Source organism: Ferrovibrio sp. (assembly GCF_046297595.1).
Lineage (GTDB): Bacteria > Pseudomonadota > Alphaproteobacteria > Ferrovibrionales > Ferrovibrionaceae > Ferrovibrio.
Genome location: NZ_JBKBHT010000002.1, coordinates 540828 through 556765, shown reverse-complemented (window position 1 = coordinate 556765; position 15938 = coordinate 540828). Strand labels below are relative to the sequence as shown.

Annotated in this window: 16 protein-coding genes; 9 read left to right on the top strand and 7 right to left on the bottom strand. The window is 63.5% G+C overall.

The window, feature by feature from the left end; translation table 11 throughout:
• The first annotated feature begins 10 nt into the window (after positions 1 to 10).
• Complete coding sequence (gene fmt, locus ACK4FJ_RS08510) at positions 11 to 931, top strand: methionyl-tRNA formyltransferase (RefSeq protein ID WP_409765425.1); 921 nt, start codon at positions 11 to 13, stop codon at positions 929 to 931.
• 124 nt (positions 932 to 1055) lie between these two features.
• The gene (gene truA / locus ACK4FJ_RS08505) at positions 1056 to 1793 is read left to right on the top strand and encodes a tRNA pseudouridine(38-40) synthase TruA (RefSeq protein ID WP_409765424.1); all 738 of its coding nucleotides are present in this window, start codon (positions 1056 to 1058) and stop codon (positions 1791 to 1793) included.
• A 10-nt stretch (positions 1794 to 1803) separates the two neighbouring features.
• Here the strand turns inward: truA and ACK4FJ_RS08500 are convergent, their stop codons facing one another.
• The 3 genes from ACK4FJ_RS08500 to dapE all read right to left on the bottom strand — a co-directional run bounded on the left by ACK4FJ_RS08500 (position 1804) and on the right by dapE (position 4322).
• Positions 1804 to 2400: a DUF6624 domain-containing protein gene (locus tag ACK4FJ_RS08500; RefSeq protein WP_409765423.1), complete on the bottom strand. Its 597-nt coding sequence runs from the start codon at positions 2398 to 2400 to the stop codon at positions 1804 to 1806.
• A gap of 107 nt (positions 2401 to 2507) precedes the next feature.
• Positions 2508 to 3083 (bottom strand): hypothetical protein, encoded by a 576-nt coding sequence (locus ACK4FJ_RS08495; RefSeq protein WP_409765422.1) that lies wholly within the window; start codon positions 3081 to 3083, stop codon positions 2508 to 2510.
• Positions 3084 to 3086: 3 nt separating this feature from the next.
• The gene (gene dapE / locus ACK4FJ_RS08490) at positions 3087 to 4322 is read right to left on the bottom strand and encodes a succinyl-diaminopimelate desuccinylase (RefSeq protein ID WP_409765421.1); all 1236 of its coding nucleotides are present in this window, start codon (positions 4320 to 4322) and stop codon (positions 3087 to 3089) included.
• A 190-nt stretch (positions 4323 to 4512) separates the two neighbouring features.
• Here dapE and secA point away from each other — a divergent pair, with 190 nt between their 5' ends.
• Entirely contained in the window at positions 4513 to 7236 is a 2724-nt protein-coding gene (gene secA / locus ACK4FJ_RS08485; protein ID WP_409765420.1) for a preprotein translocase subunit SecA, read from the top strand.
• A 49-nt stretch (positions 7237 to 7285) separates the two neighbouring features.
• Here secA and ACK4FJ_RS08480 read toward each other — a convergent pair whose 3' ends face one another.
• Positions 7286 to 7690: a peptidoglycan-binding domain-containing protein gene (locus ACK4FJ_RS08480; protein WP_409765419.1), complete on the bottom strand. Its 405-nt coding sequence runs from the start codon at positions 7688 to 7690 to the stop codon at positions 7286 to 7288.
• A gap of 195 nt (positions 7691 to 7885) precedes the next feature.
• On the opposite strand from ACK4FJ_RS08480, the gene ACK4FJ_RS08475 reads away from it, so the two are divergent.
• Both ACK4FJ_RS08475 and ACK4FJ_RS08470 read left to right on the top strand, forming a co-directional pair.
• On the top strand, positions 7886 to 8893 hold the full coding sequence (locus ACK4FJ_RS08475; protein WP_409765418.1) for a DUF2891 domain-containing protein: 1008 nt from the start codon (positions 7886 to 7888) through the stop codon (positions 8891 to 8893).
• 101 nt (positions 8894 to 8994) lie between these two features.
• Entirely contained in the window at positions 8995 to 9255 is a 261-nt protein-coding gene (locus ACK4FJ_RS08470; RefSeq protein ID WP_409765417.1) for a hypothetical protein, read from the top strand.
• Here ACK4FJ_RS08470 and ACK4FJ_RS08465 read toward each other — a convergent pair.
• Positions 9252 to 10172, bottom strand: coding sequence for a peptidoglycan-binding domain-containing protein (locus ACK4FJ_RS08465; RefSeq protein WP_409765416.1), 921 nt, complete (start codon positions 10170 to 10172; stop codon positions 9252 to 9254). The genes ACK4FJ_RS08470 and ACK4FJ_RS08465 overlap by 4 nt on opposite strands.
• 168 nt (positions 10173 to 10340) lie before the next feature.
• Between ACK4FJ_RS08465 and ACK4FJ_RS08460 the strand changes: the two genes are divergently transcribed.
• Genes ACK4FJ_RS08460 through ACK4FJ_RS08450 form a run of 3 tightly spaced genes read left to right on the top strand, consistent with a single transcriptional unit; the run spans position 10341 to position 12612 of the window.
• On the top strand, positions 10341 to 10967 hold the full coding sequence (locus ACK4FJ_RS08460; RefSeq protein ID WP_409765415.1) for a LysE family translocator: 627 nt from the start codon (positions 10341 to 10343) through the stop codon (positions 10965 to 10967).
• 1 nt (position 10968) lies between these two features.
• A complete protein-coding gene (locus ACK4FJ_RS08455; protein ID WP_409765414.1) occupies positions 10969 to 12156 on the top strand; it encodes an epoxide hydrolase family protein in 1188 nt (395 codons plus the stop codon).
• Positions 12157 to 12159: 3 nt separating this feature from the next.
• On the top strand, positions 12160 to 12612 hold the full coding sequence (locus tag ACK4FJ_RS08450) for a MaoC family dehydratase (RefSeq protein WP_409765413.1): 453 nt from the start codon (positions 12160 to 12162) through the stop codon (positions 12610 to 12612).
• Here ACK4FJ_RS08450 and ACK4FJ_RS08445 read toward each other — a convergent pair.
• Positions 12609 to 14180, bottom strand: a complete 1572-nt coding sequence (locus ACK4FJ_RS08445; protein ID WP_409765412.1) for an ATP-binding protein — start codon at positions 14178 to 14180, stop codon at positions 12609 to 12611. The genes ACK4FJ_RS08450 and ACK4FJ_RS08445 overlap by 4 nt on opposite strands.
• Positions 14181 to 14273: 93 nt before the next feature.
• Between ACK4FJ_RS08445 and ACK4FJ_RS08440 the strand changes: the two genes are divergently transcribed.
• Positions 14274 to 14915: an alpha/beta fold hydrolase gene (locus ACK4FJ_RS08440; protein WP_409765411.1), complete on the top strand. Its 642-nt coding sequence runs from the start codon at positions 14274 to 14276 to the stop codon at positions 14913 to 14915.
• 24 nt (positions 14916 to 14939) lie between these two features.
• On the opposite strand, the gene ACK4FJ_RS08435 is transcribed toward ACK4FJ_RS08440, so the two are convergent.
• The gene (locus ACK4FJ_RS08435) at positions 14940 to 15893 is read right to left on the bottom strand and encodes an acetyl-CoA carboxylase carboxyltransferase subunit alpha (protein ID WP_409765410.1); all 954 of its coding nucleotides are present in this window, start codon (positions 15891 to 15893) and stop codon (positions 14940 to 14942) included.
• Positions 15894 to 15938: the final 45 nt, after the last annotated feature.

Below are 15938 nucleotides of genomic sequence, written 5' to 3'. Positions count from 1 at the left end.
GGTTCGCTCCATGCCTCTCCGTCTGGTCTTCATGGGCACGCCGGACTTCGCCGTGCCGGTGATGGAAGCCTTCATCGCCAACGGCGACGAGATCGTTGCCGTCTACAGCCAGCCGCCTCGCCCGGCCGGGCGAGGCCAGAAGCTGACCCCCTCGCCCGTGCAGGCCTGCGCCGAAAGGCATGGCCTGACGGTGCGCCATCCGGTGAGCCTGAAAACGCCCGAGGCACAGGCGGAATTCGCCGCGTTGAACGCCGATGCCGCCGTGGTGGTGGCCTATGGGTTGCTGCTGCCCAAACCGGTGCTGGATGCGCCGAAGCTGGGCTGCTTCAACCTGCATGCCTCGCTACTGCCGCGCTGGCGCGGTGCCGCGCCGATCCAGCGCGCGATCATGGCCGGCGATGCCGAAACCGGCGTCTGCGCCATGCAGATGGATGTCGGGCTGGATACCGGCCCGGTTCTGGCCTGCGAAAAAGTCGCCATCGGCCCGCGTATGACCGTGAGCGAACTGCATGACGAACTGGCGCGTGTGGGTGCGCCGCTGATGGTACGCGCGCTGCACGATTTCGCCGACGGCACAATCAAACCGCAGCCGCAGCCCGAAGCGGGCGTAACCTATGCGGCCAAGCTGACCAGGGATGAGGGCCGTATCGACTGGACGAAATCCGCCGCTGAGATCGACCGCATGGTGCGTGCCCTGAATCCAGGCCCCGGCACTTTTTTCGAGCTGAACGGCGAGCGCATCAAAGTGCTGGCCGCCGAGCCAGCGGCAGGCAAAGGCGTCGCCGGCACCCTGCTGGACGATGCCGGCGCGGTGGCCTGCGGCGAGGGCGCACTGAAGCTGCTGAAACTGCAGCGTCCCAGCAAATCCGCCGTGGCGACTGCCGATTTCCTGCGCGGCCTGCCGCTGCCCAAAGGCACAAAACTTGACTAATCAGCAAGAAAGGGAAGGCGTGGATGGCCGGGACAAGCCCGGCCATGACGTTTTTCATTTTAGTCATTTCCCTTACCGTCATGCCCGGACTTGGTCCGGGCATCCACGAGTTGTTTTTTAAACCATGCCGCGCTTCCGCCTCACCATCGAATATAACGGCGGCGCCTATGTCGGCTGGCAGCGCCAGCAGGACAATCGCGCGGTGCAGCAGGCGCTGGAGGAAGCCATCCAGGCCATGAGCGGCCAGGTGGTGGAAACCGTGGCGGCCGGGCGCACCGATGCCGGCGTGCATGCGCGCGGCCAGGTGGTGCATTTCGACCTGGAGCGCGACTTCACCGCCGACCGCATCCGCGACGGACTGAATTTCCATCTGCGGCTGGAGCCGGTGAAGGTGCTGGATGCCGCCATCGTCGGGCCGGAATTCCACGCCCGGCTTTCCGCCACCGGGCGGCAGTATCTCTACCGCATCCTCAACCGCCGGCCGCCGCCGGCACTGGAAGCCGGCTTCGTGTGGCATGTGCCGGTGCCGCTGGATGTGGTGGCGATGCATGACGCCGCCCAAATCCTGGTCGGCCATCACGACTTCACCAGTTTCCGCGCCGCCGAATGCCAGGCCAAATCACCCGAGAAGACGCTGGCGCATCTGGCAGTCAGTCGCGCGGGCGAAGAGATCCACGTCACTGCGAAGGCGCGCAGCTTCCTGCATCACCAGGTGCGCAACATGGTGGGTACGCTGAAACTGGTGGGTGAAGGGCGCTGGTCGGCCGCCGACGTGCAGGCGGCGCTTGAAAAGCGCGACCGTTCCGCCGCCGGGCCGACGGCACCGGCGGAAGGCCTGACCCTGATGCAGGTGGATTACTGAAACGCGCAGTTTAGCTGCGCCAGCCAATCGCCTTGGCCCAGCCCTCGAAATCCTTGCGCCGCACGGCCGGATTGGCCGGCGCGACTTCACCATTCTGCTCTGCCTCGCGGCGGCGCTGCTGAATGCCTTCGGCCATCGGCACCAGATCGGCCAGGGTACGGCGGGAATCGACCATTGCCTCGTCCTCGATCGGGATCGGATTGAGCTGGCCCTTCTCGTCCCAGTCGAACTGGGTGCCATAGACCTGCTTCTTGCCTTCCAGCCAGCGGATACGGTCAATCAGCAAGGCGCGTTGCCAGCGCGGCACCTCGCCTTTGGTAACTTCCGCTTCGATGATCTCAAGACAGGCGCGCATGAAACGCGGCAGGCCGATGGCCTGCTGGACAATCATCCAGGCCGCGACCGCACCGTCTTCGCCGACTTTCGACTTCCCCGGCCAGCCATGCTGGTCGATGATGTCGGCCAGCGTTTTCGCCTGGCTGTTATGCATCGCGCGCAGGTCGGCGTTATACCCCTGGAACAGGCTGCCATCGGCGCTGAGCGTGGCGCGAACCCGCTTGGCCTCGTCGATCATGGCGATCAGCTGCTGGCGCAAATTCTGGTCCATTCTGGTCCTCGTTCTGGATCGGCCGGCCTTTCAGAATCGAGCCCGGCGCGGGACTTATTCGGCAGTTACCCTGCCCCAGAGCAGCGAGCAAGTCCAGCCGGCAGCCATCATGACACCAGATCGAAGAGCCGATGCACCAGAAGGCTGATTGCCAGATCCAGAAAGGCGGCGCCCACCGCCAGCGACAGGCCGGCACCGAGGCCGATCCGGCCGGCCTGCAATACGATATAGAGCCACAGCAGCAATATGCCGGTGCTCCAGCCGGCCAGTGTGCCCAGGGGCAGGAGTCCGATCAGGCTGCCGGCCAATATGGGCAGGCTGGCGGCCGTGACGATGGCCTGGGCCCAGTTGTAGAGCACGACGAACACCGCATAGCGGTGCCCGAGACCGAAACTCCGGCTGACGGCGGCTATGGCGATGAGGAATGCCGCCCAGGCCAGCAGGTATTCCAGACCCTGCATCAGCAGGAAACCGAGCCGGTTGTCGGCCCAGATTTCGGCCTGGACCGGATTGACCGGCTGCAGGATCAGATAGACGGCCAGGCAGAACAGCGGCAGGCCGAAGGACCGCCAGAAACCGTCCAGGCTGAAGTCATAATGCTGCAGCGCGCGGGCATCGCCCCGCAGCAGCAGCGCCAAGCCTTTCAGCGCGGCGGCGATTTCGGCGCGGTTGGGCAAGGCCATGGATCAGGCGGCAGCGAAGAACCGCTGCAACATGCCCTCGTAGACGCGGCTCAGTGCCTGAATGTCGGCGACGGCGGCGTGTTCGTCCACCTTGTGCATGGTCTGGCCGATCAGGCCGAATTCCACCACCGGGCAATAGGCCTGAATGAAACGGGCATCGGAAGTGCCGCCGGTGGTGCTGAGTTCCGGCTCCTGCCCGGTGCCTTCACGCACTGCATCGGCCATGGCGGCGACGAACGGCCCAGGCCGGGTAAGGAAAGGCATGGCACCGTCTTCCAGCACCAGGTCGAAGCGGGTGCCCTGCAGCGCGCGATTGCCACTCTGGCTGCCGCAAACGGCCTCGCAGGCGCGGGTGATCCAACTTTTCAGGCCATCCGACGTCTGTTCCGTGTTGTAACGGATGTTGAGCACGGCATGGGCACTGGCCGGGATCACGTTGTTGGCCGGATTGCCGACATCGATGGTGGTGATTTCCAGATTCGACGGCTCGAAATGCGCGTTGCCGGTGTCGAGCCGACGGCTTTTCAGTGCCGTGAGGATGTCGAGCAGTTTCGGGATCGGATTGTCGGCCAGGTGCGGATAGCCGACATGGCCCTGTATGCCATGCACCGTGATGCGGGCCGTGAGCGATCCGCGGCGGCCGATTTTCATCATCTGGCCCAGCTTCAGCGGATTGGTCGGCTCACCGACCACGCAGGCCGACAGCGTTTCGCCCTTCTCGGCCAGCCATTGCAGCACCTTCACTGTGCCGTTGATCGCCGGGCCTTCCTCGTCGCCGGTGATCAGCAGGCTGATACCGCCCTTCAGTTGCCCGTTGCGGGACTGCAGGAAGCGGCCGGCAGCGGCAACAAAGGCGGCAATGGCCGATTTCATGTCGGCGGCACCCCGACCGTAAAGCTGGCCCGCGGCGATTTCGGCGCCAAAGGGCGGCATGGTCCAGGCCTTCTCATCGCCAACAGGCACCACGTCGGTATGGCCGGCGAAGCAGAAATTCGGCCCTTCATTCCGCCCGATCGGCCCGGCACCCCAGCGGGCATAGAGATTCTCCACATCCGGCGTGCCGGGAGCCGAGAATTTCAGCCGCTCGCAGTGGAACCCCAGTGCGGTCAGCGCCTGTTCCAGTACGCCCAGAGCCCCCTTGTCGACCGGGGTCACGCTTGGACAGCGGATCAGGGCCTGGGCCAGGTGGACTGGGTCGGGCGGGCCGGGCTGGGCCGGCGCGGAGGGAGAAGCGGACACGGGCAATGCCTTTCTGTGACAGCGGGATGTAACCCTTTGAATCCTCGCGGGTCAATGCGGGGAATCGCCCTCTAAAACCGCCCCCCTTCGTTGACATGGCAGGGGGCAATGCATATCTAATGCGCGGTTTCCGTCGCCCGGTTCTCGTGTTGCGACGCGGATTTAGCAGACTTCCCAGGGGTACGGCATAATGTTCGGCGCGATCGCCAAGAAGCTGTTCGGTTCGGCCAACGACCGTGCCGTGAAGGGGTATTTCAAGACCGTCGAGGCGATCAACGCCCTGGAGCCGGAGATCGCCAAGCTGGACGATGCCGCCCTGCAGGCCAAGACTGCCGAATTCCGGGCGCGACTGGAGCAGGGCACGGATCTGGACGATCTGCTGCCGGAGGCCTTCGCCGTGGTGCGCGAGGCGGCCAAACGCGTGCTGGGCCAGAGGCATTACGACGTGCAGCTGATCGGCGGCATGGTGCTGCACGATGGCCGTATCGCCGAAATGAAGACCGGCGAAGGCAAGACGCTGGTCGCGACCCTGGCCGTCTATCTCAACGCGCTGCCCGGCAAGGGCGTGCATGTCGTGACCGTGAACGACTACCTGGCCAAGCGCGACTGCGAATGGATGGGTCGGGTCTATCGCTTCCTGGGCCTGAGCACCGGCGTGATCGTGCATGGTCTGACCGACGAGGAACGCCGTGCCGCCTATGCCGCCGACGTCACTTACGGCACCAACAACGAATACGGCTTCGATTATCTGCGCGACAACATGAAGTTCCGTCGCGAGGAGATGGTGCAGCGCCCGTTCACTTTCGCCATCGTCGACGAAGTCGACTCGATCCTGATCGATGAGGCTCGCACGCCGCTGATCATTTCCGGCCCCTCGGAAGACACCACCGATCTCTATGTGAAGGTGAACGTCCTCATCCCGTCGCTGCGGGATTCCGATTTCGAGAAGGACGAAAAGCAGCGCACCGTCAGCTTCACCGAAGCCGGCACCGAGCATATCGAGCAGCTGCTGCGCGATGCCGGCCTGCTGAAATCGGAATCGCTGTACGATGTCGACAACATCGCCGCCGTGCACCACGCCAACCAGGCCCTGCGCGCGCACAAGCTGTTCACCCGCGATGTCGACTACATCGTGAAGGACGGCAAGGTGATCATCATCGACGAATTCACCGGCCGCATGATGGAAGGCCGGCGTTACTCCGACGGCCTTCACCAGGCGCTGGAAGCCAAGGAAGGCGTCGAGGTGCAGACCGAGAACCAGACCCTGGCCTCGATCACCTTCCAGAATTACTTCCGCATGTATCCCAAGCTGGCCGGCATGACCGGCACGGCCTCGACGGAAGCCTCGGAATTCGCCGATATCTATCGTCTGGAAGTGATCGAGATTCCAACCAATCTGCCGGTCGCCCGCATCGATTCCGACGACGAGGTCTATCGCACCGCGCGCGAGAAATACGAGGCCATCGTCAAGCTGATTGCCGAATGCAGCGCCAAGGGCCAGCCGGTGCTGGTCGGCACGGTGTCGATCGAGAAATCCGAGCTGCTGTCGAATTTCCTCAAGCAGCGCGGTATCGCCCATAACGTGCTGAACGCGCGCCACCACGACAAGGAAGCCTTCATCGTCGCCCAGGCCGGCCGGCTGAATGCCGTCACCATCGCCACCAACATGGCGGGCCGCGGCACCGACATCCAGTTGGGTGGCAATGCCGACATGCGTATCCTGGCCGAGACGCAGGGCATGGATGGCGAGGTGCAGCAAAAACTGGCGGCGCAGATCCGCGCCGAGGTAGAAGCCGAGAAGCAGCGCGTGCGCGAGGCCGGCGGCCTGTATGTGATCGGCACCGAACGCCACGAAAGCCGGCGCATCGACAACCAGTTGCGTGGCCGCTCAGGCCGCCAGGGCGATCCGGGTGCGTCGAAATTCTTCCTTTCGCTGGAAGACGACCTGCTGCGGATCTTCGGTTCCGAGCGCATGGACGCCATGCTGCAGCGCCTGGGCCTGCAGGAAGGCGAGGCGATCATCCACCCCTGGATTAACAAGGCGCTCGAGAAGGCGCAGCAGAAGGTCGAGGCGCGCAACTACGAGATCCGCAAGAATCTGCTGAAATACGACGATGTGATGAACGACCAGCGTAAGGTCGTTTACGAACAGCGCATCGAGATCATGCAGGCCGACGACGTGGCCGACACGATCACCGACATGCGCGCCGAGATCGTCGACGAGATGGTCAAGCGCCATATCCCGGAAAAGGCCTATGCCGAACAATGGGATGCGGAGGGACTGCAGGAAGAGGTGCGGCGCGTCTTCGCGCTTGAGCTGCCGGTCGTCGACTGGGCCAAGGAGGAAGGCATCGCCGACCAGCAGATCCGCGAGCGCCTGCACGACATCGTCGACCGCCGCATGGCGGAGAAGGCTGCCAATTTCGGCCCCGAGACGATGCGCATGGTGGAGCGCAGCCTGCTGCTGCAGGTTCTGGACCAGACCTGGAAGGAACATCTGCATCAGCTGGATTACCTGCGTCAGGCCATCGGCCTGCGCGCCTATGCCCAGAAAGACCCGCTGAACGAATACAAACGCGAGGCTTTTGCGCTGTTCGAGCAGATGCTGGTCCGTGTGCGCGAACAGGTCACATCGATTCTGTCGCGCGTGGAAATCCGCGCCGAAGAACCGCCGCAGGACCTGTTCAGCCGGCCGAGCCAGCCCCAGAGCCAGAACTGGCATGAAAGCCGCGGCGAATTGGTGGAATCCGAGGATGGCGTTGCGGGAGCGGAGGGCCTGCCGGCCCGGCCGGTGAGTCAGGCCCGCAACACCCTGGTCGATCCGAACGATCCGGCGACCTGGAAACACGCGCCGCGTAACGGCCCCTGCCCCTGCGGCTCGGGCAAGAAATACAAATACTGCCACGGCAAGTGAGCGCCCTGGGCCTAATCCGGGCGGGCGCTCACTGGCGATCTTTTTGTTTTCAGTGCTTCGGGGCGTAAAGCGCCCGCAGCAGGGTGATGGTCTCGCCATCGGGTGCCGCGGCGCCATCGACCTTCAGCCCGTGGCGCTGCTGGAAGGCGCGCAGGGCGGAATCCTCGCGCCTGGTCCAGTAGCCGGTCGGGCCGCCGCTGGCGAACAGGTCAAGATCGCCTTCGCGATGCAGCAGGGCCTGCAGCTTGGCCACATCGGCGCGGCGGTTGGACCGGCCCACGCCCACATCTTCCAGCAAGTCGAATACTAGGTCACCGAACAGCTGGCGCAGCGACGCCCCATTCATCCAGGCGCAGGCCATGGTCCAGACCGGATCGGCTGGCGCGCTGGCGGCCCGGGGGGAAAGCAGGCGGTTGCGAAGCGGCTTGTCGACGGAAAACGGACGCATGAACATGACGGCTGCCTTTCCTGTGGGGATGGCTGAACGATATGAGAACACTGCCACAGAAAAATGAGAACGTCCAGAGAATATTTCGCTATTTGTTCTCAACTTATTCTTAACATTTTCCAGCCGGCCGTCATCAGGCGCCGGGCCCGAAGGATTGCCCGAGAGATTGACGGACCGCCGACCCCCGGGCCACATCGCAACATGACGAACAACTCTCCCGCCCGCCTCACGCGCCAGCAGGCCACCCGCTTCGCCGCCCTGCCAATGCGTAACCTCGGGACCGAATACCCCAACAGCCTGGCGCATTTTCTGAACGGGCCAACGGATGTGCAGCCGCCCAGCCGCCTACATCCGGTGTTCTACGGCTCCTACGACTGGCATTCGGCCGTGCATGGCTGGTGGTTGCTGGTGCGCTGCCTGCGCCGGTACCCCGATCTGCCGATAGCCGACAAGGCGCTGGTGCTGCTTGCCGCGCATTTCACGGCCGACGGCGGTGCGGCAGAGGCGGCCTACATGCAACAGCCGGGACGCGGCACCTGGGAACGGCCCTATGGCTGGGGCTGGCTGCTGGCGCTATGCGCCGAGTTGCACCTGTGGCCGCAACCCGAGGCGAGGCGCTGGCGCGCCGCCCTGCGCCCCCTAGAAGATCATATCGCTCAGGCTTTCCCGGCCTATCTGGCGAAGCTGACCTATCCGATCCGCGCCGGCACGCATTTCAACACTGCCTTTGGCCTGATCCTGGCGCTGCATTACGCCCGCATCTGCGGCAAGACGACTCTGGCGCAGACCATCGAGTCCTATGCGCGAGCGAAATTCCTGCCTGATGCCGATTACCCGGCGCATTACGAGCCCAACGGCGACGATTTCCTGTCCGGCGCGCTGACCGAAACCCTGTTGATGGCGATGTTGTTACCCGCGGATGACTTCGCATCATGGTTCGCGCGTTTCCTGCCGGCACAGCCATTCACGCCGGCCATCGTGGCCGATCGCAGCGATGCCAAGGGCGTGCATCTGGACGGGCTCAATTTCTCGCGGGCCTGGTGCCTGCGCAGTATTGCAGCAGTCCTGCCGGATCCGCAGCGACCGGCACTGCTCGCCATGGCCGAATCTCACGAAGCCGCCAGCCTGCCCTTCCTGGAAAGCGGCGAATACGGTGGCGAACATTGGCTGGCGACATTCGCCGCCCTGGCGGTGGAAGGCCTCACCTGATCTGCATACGCGGATCATCATCCGAATTTTGCCGCAATCGCGGCCGAGGCTTCATGCTAGTCTGGCAATCGCCGGTTTCAGATGCGAGGCATTCCCACATCATGCCGTCCGAATTACCCGATATCGTCTATGACACCCAATATAACGTCACGACCGCAGTGCAGGAAGATGCCGGTCGCCAGCTTCGGCGCCTTAAGCGTTATCCGCGTTTCTACCGTCGCCTGCGTTCACGGCAGCGCATCGGCGGACTGCTTGGCCGCATCATGGCCGTGGCGGTGCTGGACTGGGGAATCCTGCTCGTCATGGCCGCCACAGCCTGGGGCGCCGTCGCCCAACGCTTCCGCCGCCGATCGCGATCCTAGCGGTCGCGTGGATCGCGGCGGCGATCCAATTCATCCTGTAGTCGCTGTCGCTCATCCCGAATTAGCGCATCCGACATCGGCCGGAAAAGCCAGCGATCCATACGCTTGATGTATTTCGGCAGATAAGGGCGAATGCGTCTCTCCTTGTCGTCGATATAATGCGCCGCCTCATCGAGCCTGATCTGCCTCTGTCGCAATTCTTCGGGCGTCATTTTGTCATAATGCCACTGCGGCTGACTGACGATCTCGGTCGCCAAGGCATGCAGCCGTCCGGCCAGCTTCGGATCGCTGGCTTTCAGATCCTGCACCTTTTGCAAGGATTTCTGCCGCTCATGGCCATTGCCATAACGAATGAACCGCACCGCACCCAAGGCCGGCAGCACCGCCGGATTCTCCATGTCGATCTGATCGGGATCGAGGCCTAGCTGGCACGCCAGATCGCGCGCCGTTTCAGCCTGGTATCTTCGCCCCTCCTCCAGGTCCGGCTGTTCCTGCTGAGGCAGATAGATGGTCTGAAAATGGTTCATCGTCTCGCCGCCCGGTCCGGCCCAGCCATCGACCGTCAGGCCACCTTCCTTCTGCAGGGCCTTCATGGCGGTATCGTCGCGGATGCCCCAATAACCCGTCGGACCACCGGTCGCCTCTGCATCCAGATGGCCTTCCCGATGCAGCAGGCTCTGGACCTTGAAGACGTCGCCGCGCTGGTTCGCCTTGTTGGCGCCGACTGCGTCGTTCAGTTGGAACAGCCGGTCGCCAAACAACCGCTCCAGACTGGCGCCGCCCATCCAGGCTTCCCGTGCCTGTTCCCAGGCCGGATCGCCGGCGCCGATGCGGCCGAACGGGTCCGCGTCTGGTTCGGGTTGGGCTGCGGGACCCAAAAGCATCGTGAAATCAATGTCGTCCAAAAGCGATGGCATGAGTGACTCCGAATATGGCTTTGCAATATGCGAGCACATCATATAAGATTTTAATCTTATTTTCAAGATAATTTTCTTCTATTGTTCTTATAATGCCGCCCTGTCGCCACCGGCACTTGCCAAGCCGGCTTCAGGCATGGCTGGCTGCCGACAGGGAGGAATATCAGCATGCCAATCAGTCTCGACCTCTGGCTCGCTTTCGCCGCCGCCGCCGCGGTATTGATCGCCATTCCCGGGCCCACCACCCTGATGATCCTGGGCCATACGGCGGCCAGCGGCTGGCGCGTCGGACTTGCCAGCCTGGCTGGCGTGATCCTGGGCGACATCTGCGCCATCGCACTTTCGGTGCTGGGCTTCAGTGCGCTGCTGGCAGCTTCCGCCGAAGCGTTCCTGGTGATGAAGTGGCTGGGCGCCGGCTACCTGGTCTGGCTGGGCATCAAGCTCTGGCGCGCGCCGGCCAGCGCACCGACGCCCGTCGCTGCGACACGCAGCGGCATGGGCAAGGCCATCGGTCAGACCTTCATCGTCACGCTGCTGAATCCGAAGGGCATCCTCTTCTTTGCCGCCTTCCTGCCGCAGTTCATCGATCCGGCCCGGCCGCTCTGGCCGCAGGTGATCGCATTGACCCTGACCTTCAACGTGATCGCCACGGGCACGCAGATTGGTTACATCGCCGTCATGGGTGGCGCACGCCGGCGCATCGCATCGCCACATGCCATGACCTGGGTGAACCGCGCCGGCGGCAGCATGCTGATCGGCGCCGGCCTGCTGACCGCCACGCTGAAGCGAAGCTGACATGTTGCGCCTCGCCCCGGCTGCGGAAAAATTCACCGTCGCGATTCCAGAGGCGGCATTGGCCGACCTGCGCCAGCGGCTGGCGCTGACGCGTTTTCCCGCCGAACCCGAAGATGCCGCCTGGCAATATGGCAGCAACGGGCATTACATGCGCCGCTTTATAGCGCGCTGGCAGGATGGCTTTGACTGGCGGCACTGGGAAGCGCGGCTGAACCGCTTCCTGCAATATCGCGTGGCGCTGAAACGGCCCGATACCGGCAAACTGCAGAGCGTGCATTTCCTGATCGAACCCGGCTCAGGCGATAATCCGAGACCGCTGCTGCTCACCCATGGCTGGCCCGGTTCGGTTCTGGAATTCATCGATGTGATCGAGAAGCTGGCGCATCCCGAACGGTTCGGCGGCAAGGCGGCAGATGCCTTCACGGTGATTTGCCCCAGCCTGCCGGGTTATGGCTTCTCGATGCCGCTGGAGAAACCCATCGGTCCGCGTGCGGTGGCGAAGCTGTGGTGCGACCTGATGGTGGAGGTGCTGGGATTCGGCCGTTTCCTGGTACAGGCGGGCGACTGGGGCTCGATCGTCTCAAGCTGGCTGGGCGCAGACTATCCCGATCACGCCATCATGCTGCATCTCAACATGGTGCCGCTTCGCCCACCCCTGACCAAAGATTCGACCCCCTTCACGGCGGCCGAAAAGGAATGGATCGCCCGCACCAAGAAGATCCAGGGCGCCGAGAGCGGCTATTTCGCCATCCAGAGCACCAAGCCCACCACGCTGGGCTACGGCCTGAGCGACAGCCCGGCGGGGCTGGCCGGCTGGATCGCGGAAAAATTCCACGGTTTCGCCCGCGCTCCTGTCGAACAGGATCCGCCCTTCGATATCGATCATATGATCGCCAATGTCGCGCTCTACTGGCTGACTGGCACGGCGACGACCTCGACCTGGATGTACTGGGCCGCCGTGAGGTCAGGCGACATGACGCTGAAACCCAGCGAATTCGTGAGCGTGCCAACCGGTTTCCTGCTGCCGCCCTGGGACATGGTGCCGCCGCCGCCAAAGGGGTGGCTGGAGCGCGGTTATAACGTGACACATCGTCGAGACCTGGAACGCGGCGGCCATTTCGTGGCGATGGAACAGCCCGATGCCTTCATCCAGGATGTGCAGTCGTTTTTCCGCAATGTGAGTGTGTGAGCAATGAGCAGAAGCGAGCGCTGGTTCGAGGATTACACGGTTGGCGAGATCATCAGGGCCGATGGCGTGACGATCTCGGAGGCGGAGATTCTCGCCTTTGCCTTCACCTACGATCCGCAGCCCTTCCACCTAGACAAACTGGCGGCCGAGAAATCGCCCTATGGCGGCCTGATCGCCTCGGGCTGGCAGACCGGGCTGCTGGGTTTCCGCATGCTGCTGCAGGCCGGCCTGCTGGGCAAGGGCAGCATGGGCTCGCCGGGACTTGACGAAATCCGCTGGTTCATGCCGGTGCGGCCGGGCGATACGCTGTATGGCCGCGCCCGCATCGAGGACAAGCGCGAAAGCGCATCGAAGCCGGATCGCGGCATCGTACGCATGAAATACTGGATCGAGAACCAGACGGGCGAGACCGTGATGAGCTTCTTTGGTACCCAGATGGTGCTGAAGCGGTCTTAGGCTTTCCGCCGACGCAGCAGCCGGTCCAGCCCAGAGAGCAAATATGCAAAGTCGATCGGCTTGGCGAAATAGAGTTCGAAGCCCGCCTGCCGCCCGCGGGCAATTGCATCGGGATGCACCTCCGAGGTCAGCGCCGCGACCGGAATCGCGGCCGTCTCCGGATCGGAACGCAACGCCTGTAATACGCGATAACCATCGGTATCGGGCAGGTTGATATCGACCAGGATCACATCTGGCCGCACACGACGCGCCAGCTCCAAACCTGCCTGCCCGGTGGCGGCAGAGTGATAACTTACATCCGGCAGCGTGGCCATCAGATGCTGCATGAGCATCCGGTTCGGTGCGTGATCCTCGATGTAGAGCAGCGTAAAGCCCCCACGCAGCACTGTCGTATTCTCTGCCTGCTCCGCCCCGCCCGTTGTGGGCACCGCCGTCGGCGTTGCCCGCCCTAAAGGCAATTCGATCCAAAACTGACTGCCTTCGCCATGGCGACTGTCGAAATCGATCTGCCCGCCCATCGACTCCACCAGTTTGCGGGTCAGCGCCAGCCCGATACCGCTGCCCTCGATGCCCCCTGCCTCGCGCCCGAGGCGGTTGAACGGCTGGAACAGCTCGGCCTGCCGCTCGTATGGGATGCCAGGCCCATCGTCCTGCACTGTAAAGCGTAACCGCGTCTCATTGGGAGAGATGCGAAGCCACACCTGGCCCATGGGCCGGTTATATTTGATGGCATTGGAAAGCAGGTTAAGCAGCGCCTGTACCGTGCGCACGCGGTCCGCCCGCAACAACGGCAAGTTTGCGGCCTCGGGCCAGTGCAGATTGATGCCCGCCTCGCGAGCCAGCGGGTTGACGATAGGCTCGAGGTCAGCGATCACGACCTGCGGGGCGAATATCTCGATGCGGATTGGCAGCTTGCCGGCATCCAGTTTGGCGAAACTCAGCACGTCGTCTATCAGACGCAGCAGATGCGTGCCGCCGCGCAGGATGTAATCCACGAATTCCTGCTGGCGGCCAGTCAGCGATCCTATATTCGGCATCTGCAGCAATTGGGCAAAACCGAGGATCGCGTTCAGCGGCGTGCGCAGCTCGTGGCTCATGCCCGACAGGAAGTCGGATTTTGCGCGGTTGGCACCTTCGGCCGCCCGCGAGGCCTCAATCAGAGGGGTGATATCCATATACGTGATCATGCGCTGGCCATTCGGCAGCGTAACGATTTCAGACCGGAGCGTGCGGCCATCCTGCAAATCCAGATCCACCTGGCCGGAGCCATCCAGACGCTCGATCTGCGCCATGCGGCCGGCAAGGTAACTCTGCTTTTCGGCTTCGGTGGCGCGATAGAATCCCTGACTCCAGCCGTGTTCAAGCAATGCCGAGAAAAGAGGGGTATTGTCCGCAATCGAATCCGGTAGACGCCACATTTGACGAAAGGCGCGATTAATGAAAATCGCCCGGAGATCGCTATCTAGCAGCAGGATGCCGTATCGCACGGAATGCAGCGCCGCATGCAAGTCGCTCTCTGCATGACCGGAACTCTCCGGCCGTTCGGCATGTTCGTTGACGGGCTGCATGCTGCCTCCCCTCTGGCCGCTGCGCCGATTCTTGTCTCGAAATTAATGTATCACTGCTGCCGCCAACCTGAAATCGCTGTTATAGGTTGTAGTATGACGCATTTGCTCTTCCTGCCCGGCGCCGGGGGTGCGGCGGAATTCTGGCATCCGCTCGGGCAGTTGCTGCCCGATGCATGGGAAAAGACCTACCTGAACTGGCCAGGCCTGGGGCACGAGCCGCATGCGCCGGGCTATGATAGCCTGGATGCCCTGACGCAGCATGCGGAAAAGCATCTGGCACCGAGCGGCAACGTGATTCTGGCCCATTCGATGGGCGGCATCTTCGCCATGCGGCTGGCGCTGCGGCATCCGCAGCGGATCAGCCGCATGGTGCTGACCGCCGCCTCGGGCGGCCTCGATGTTGCGCGCTTCGGCGCCACCGACTGGCGGCCGGAGTATCGTGCGGAATATCCGCGCGCGGCTGACTGGATCATGAAGGCCCGGGCCGATCACACGCCGCAGATCGGCGATATCCGCATGCCGGTGCTGCTGCTCTGGGGAGATGCGGATTCGATCAGCCCGGTGAGCATTGGCCGTCACCTGCAGGACCTGCTGCCTCAGGCGACGCTGCATGTGATCAAAGGTGGCGATCACGGCTTCCCGCGTGAGCGCGCGGCAGACATCGCATCGCTGGTGACGGATTTCATCGGAACCAGCCAGATACAAAAAGGCCCGCAGCGCATGCCGCGGGCCTGATGCCGTTTCCAGGCAATGGGCGGCTTAAAGCCCGTGACTGCCCATCTCAAGGAATTTGCGCCGACGCGCCTCGCGCAGGCTACCCGGTTCCTGACCCAGCAGGCCACGCAGGCTGGCATCCAGCGCATCGCCCAGCGCGGCGATGGCACGGGCTGGATCGCGATGGGCGCCGCCAATGGGCTCCTTCACGATCTCGTCCACCACTTTCAGCTTCAACAAGTCTTCCGCCGTGACGCGCAAAGCCTCGGCGGCATCCTGTGCCTTCGATCCATCATTCCACAGGATCGCAGCGCAGCCTTCGGGCGAAATCACCGAATAGATCGCGTGTTCAAACATCAGCACGCGGTTGGCAGCCGCCAGCGCCACGGCGCCGCCCGAACCGCCTTCGCCCACGATAGCGGCCACCAGCGGCACACGGATATCGAGGCAGCAGTCGATGGCCCGCGCGATGGCTTCGGCCTGGCCGCGTTCTTCCGCCTGCACGCCGGGATAAGCACCGGCGGTATCCACAAGCGTGATCACCGGCAGGCGGAACCGGTCGGCCATGCGCATCAGGCGGATCGCCTTGCGATAGCCTTCCGGCTTGGCCATGCCGAAATTGTGCTTTAGCCGGCTTTCGGTGGTGCGGCCCTTCTCATGGCCCATCACCATCACGGCCCGGCCGCGGAAACGCCCCATGCCACCGACGATGGCGGCATCCTCGGCAAAATTGCGGTCGCCGGCCAGCGGCACGAAATCCTCGATCAGGCCGGCCACGTAATCGGCGAAATGCGGCCGGTCCTGATGGCGGGCAACCTGGGTTTTCTGCCAGGCACCCAGTTTGGCATAGGTGGCCTGCAGCTGCTGGGCGGCCTTGGCCTCCAGCTTTTCCAGGTCTTCCGCGATGTCGGTATTGCCGCTGTCGACCAGCTGCCTGAGCTCGGCGATCTTCGCCTCAAGCTCGGCGATTGGCTTCTCGAATTCCAGATAGGAGCGCATGGGGGCCTCGTGTAGCATGGATCGCGGCCCGGCACAAATCCTGTA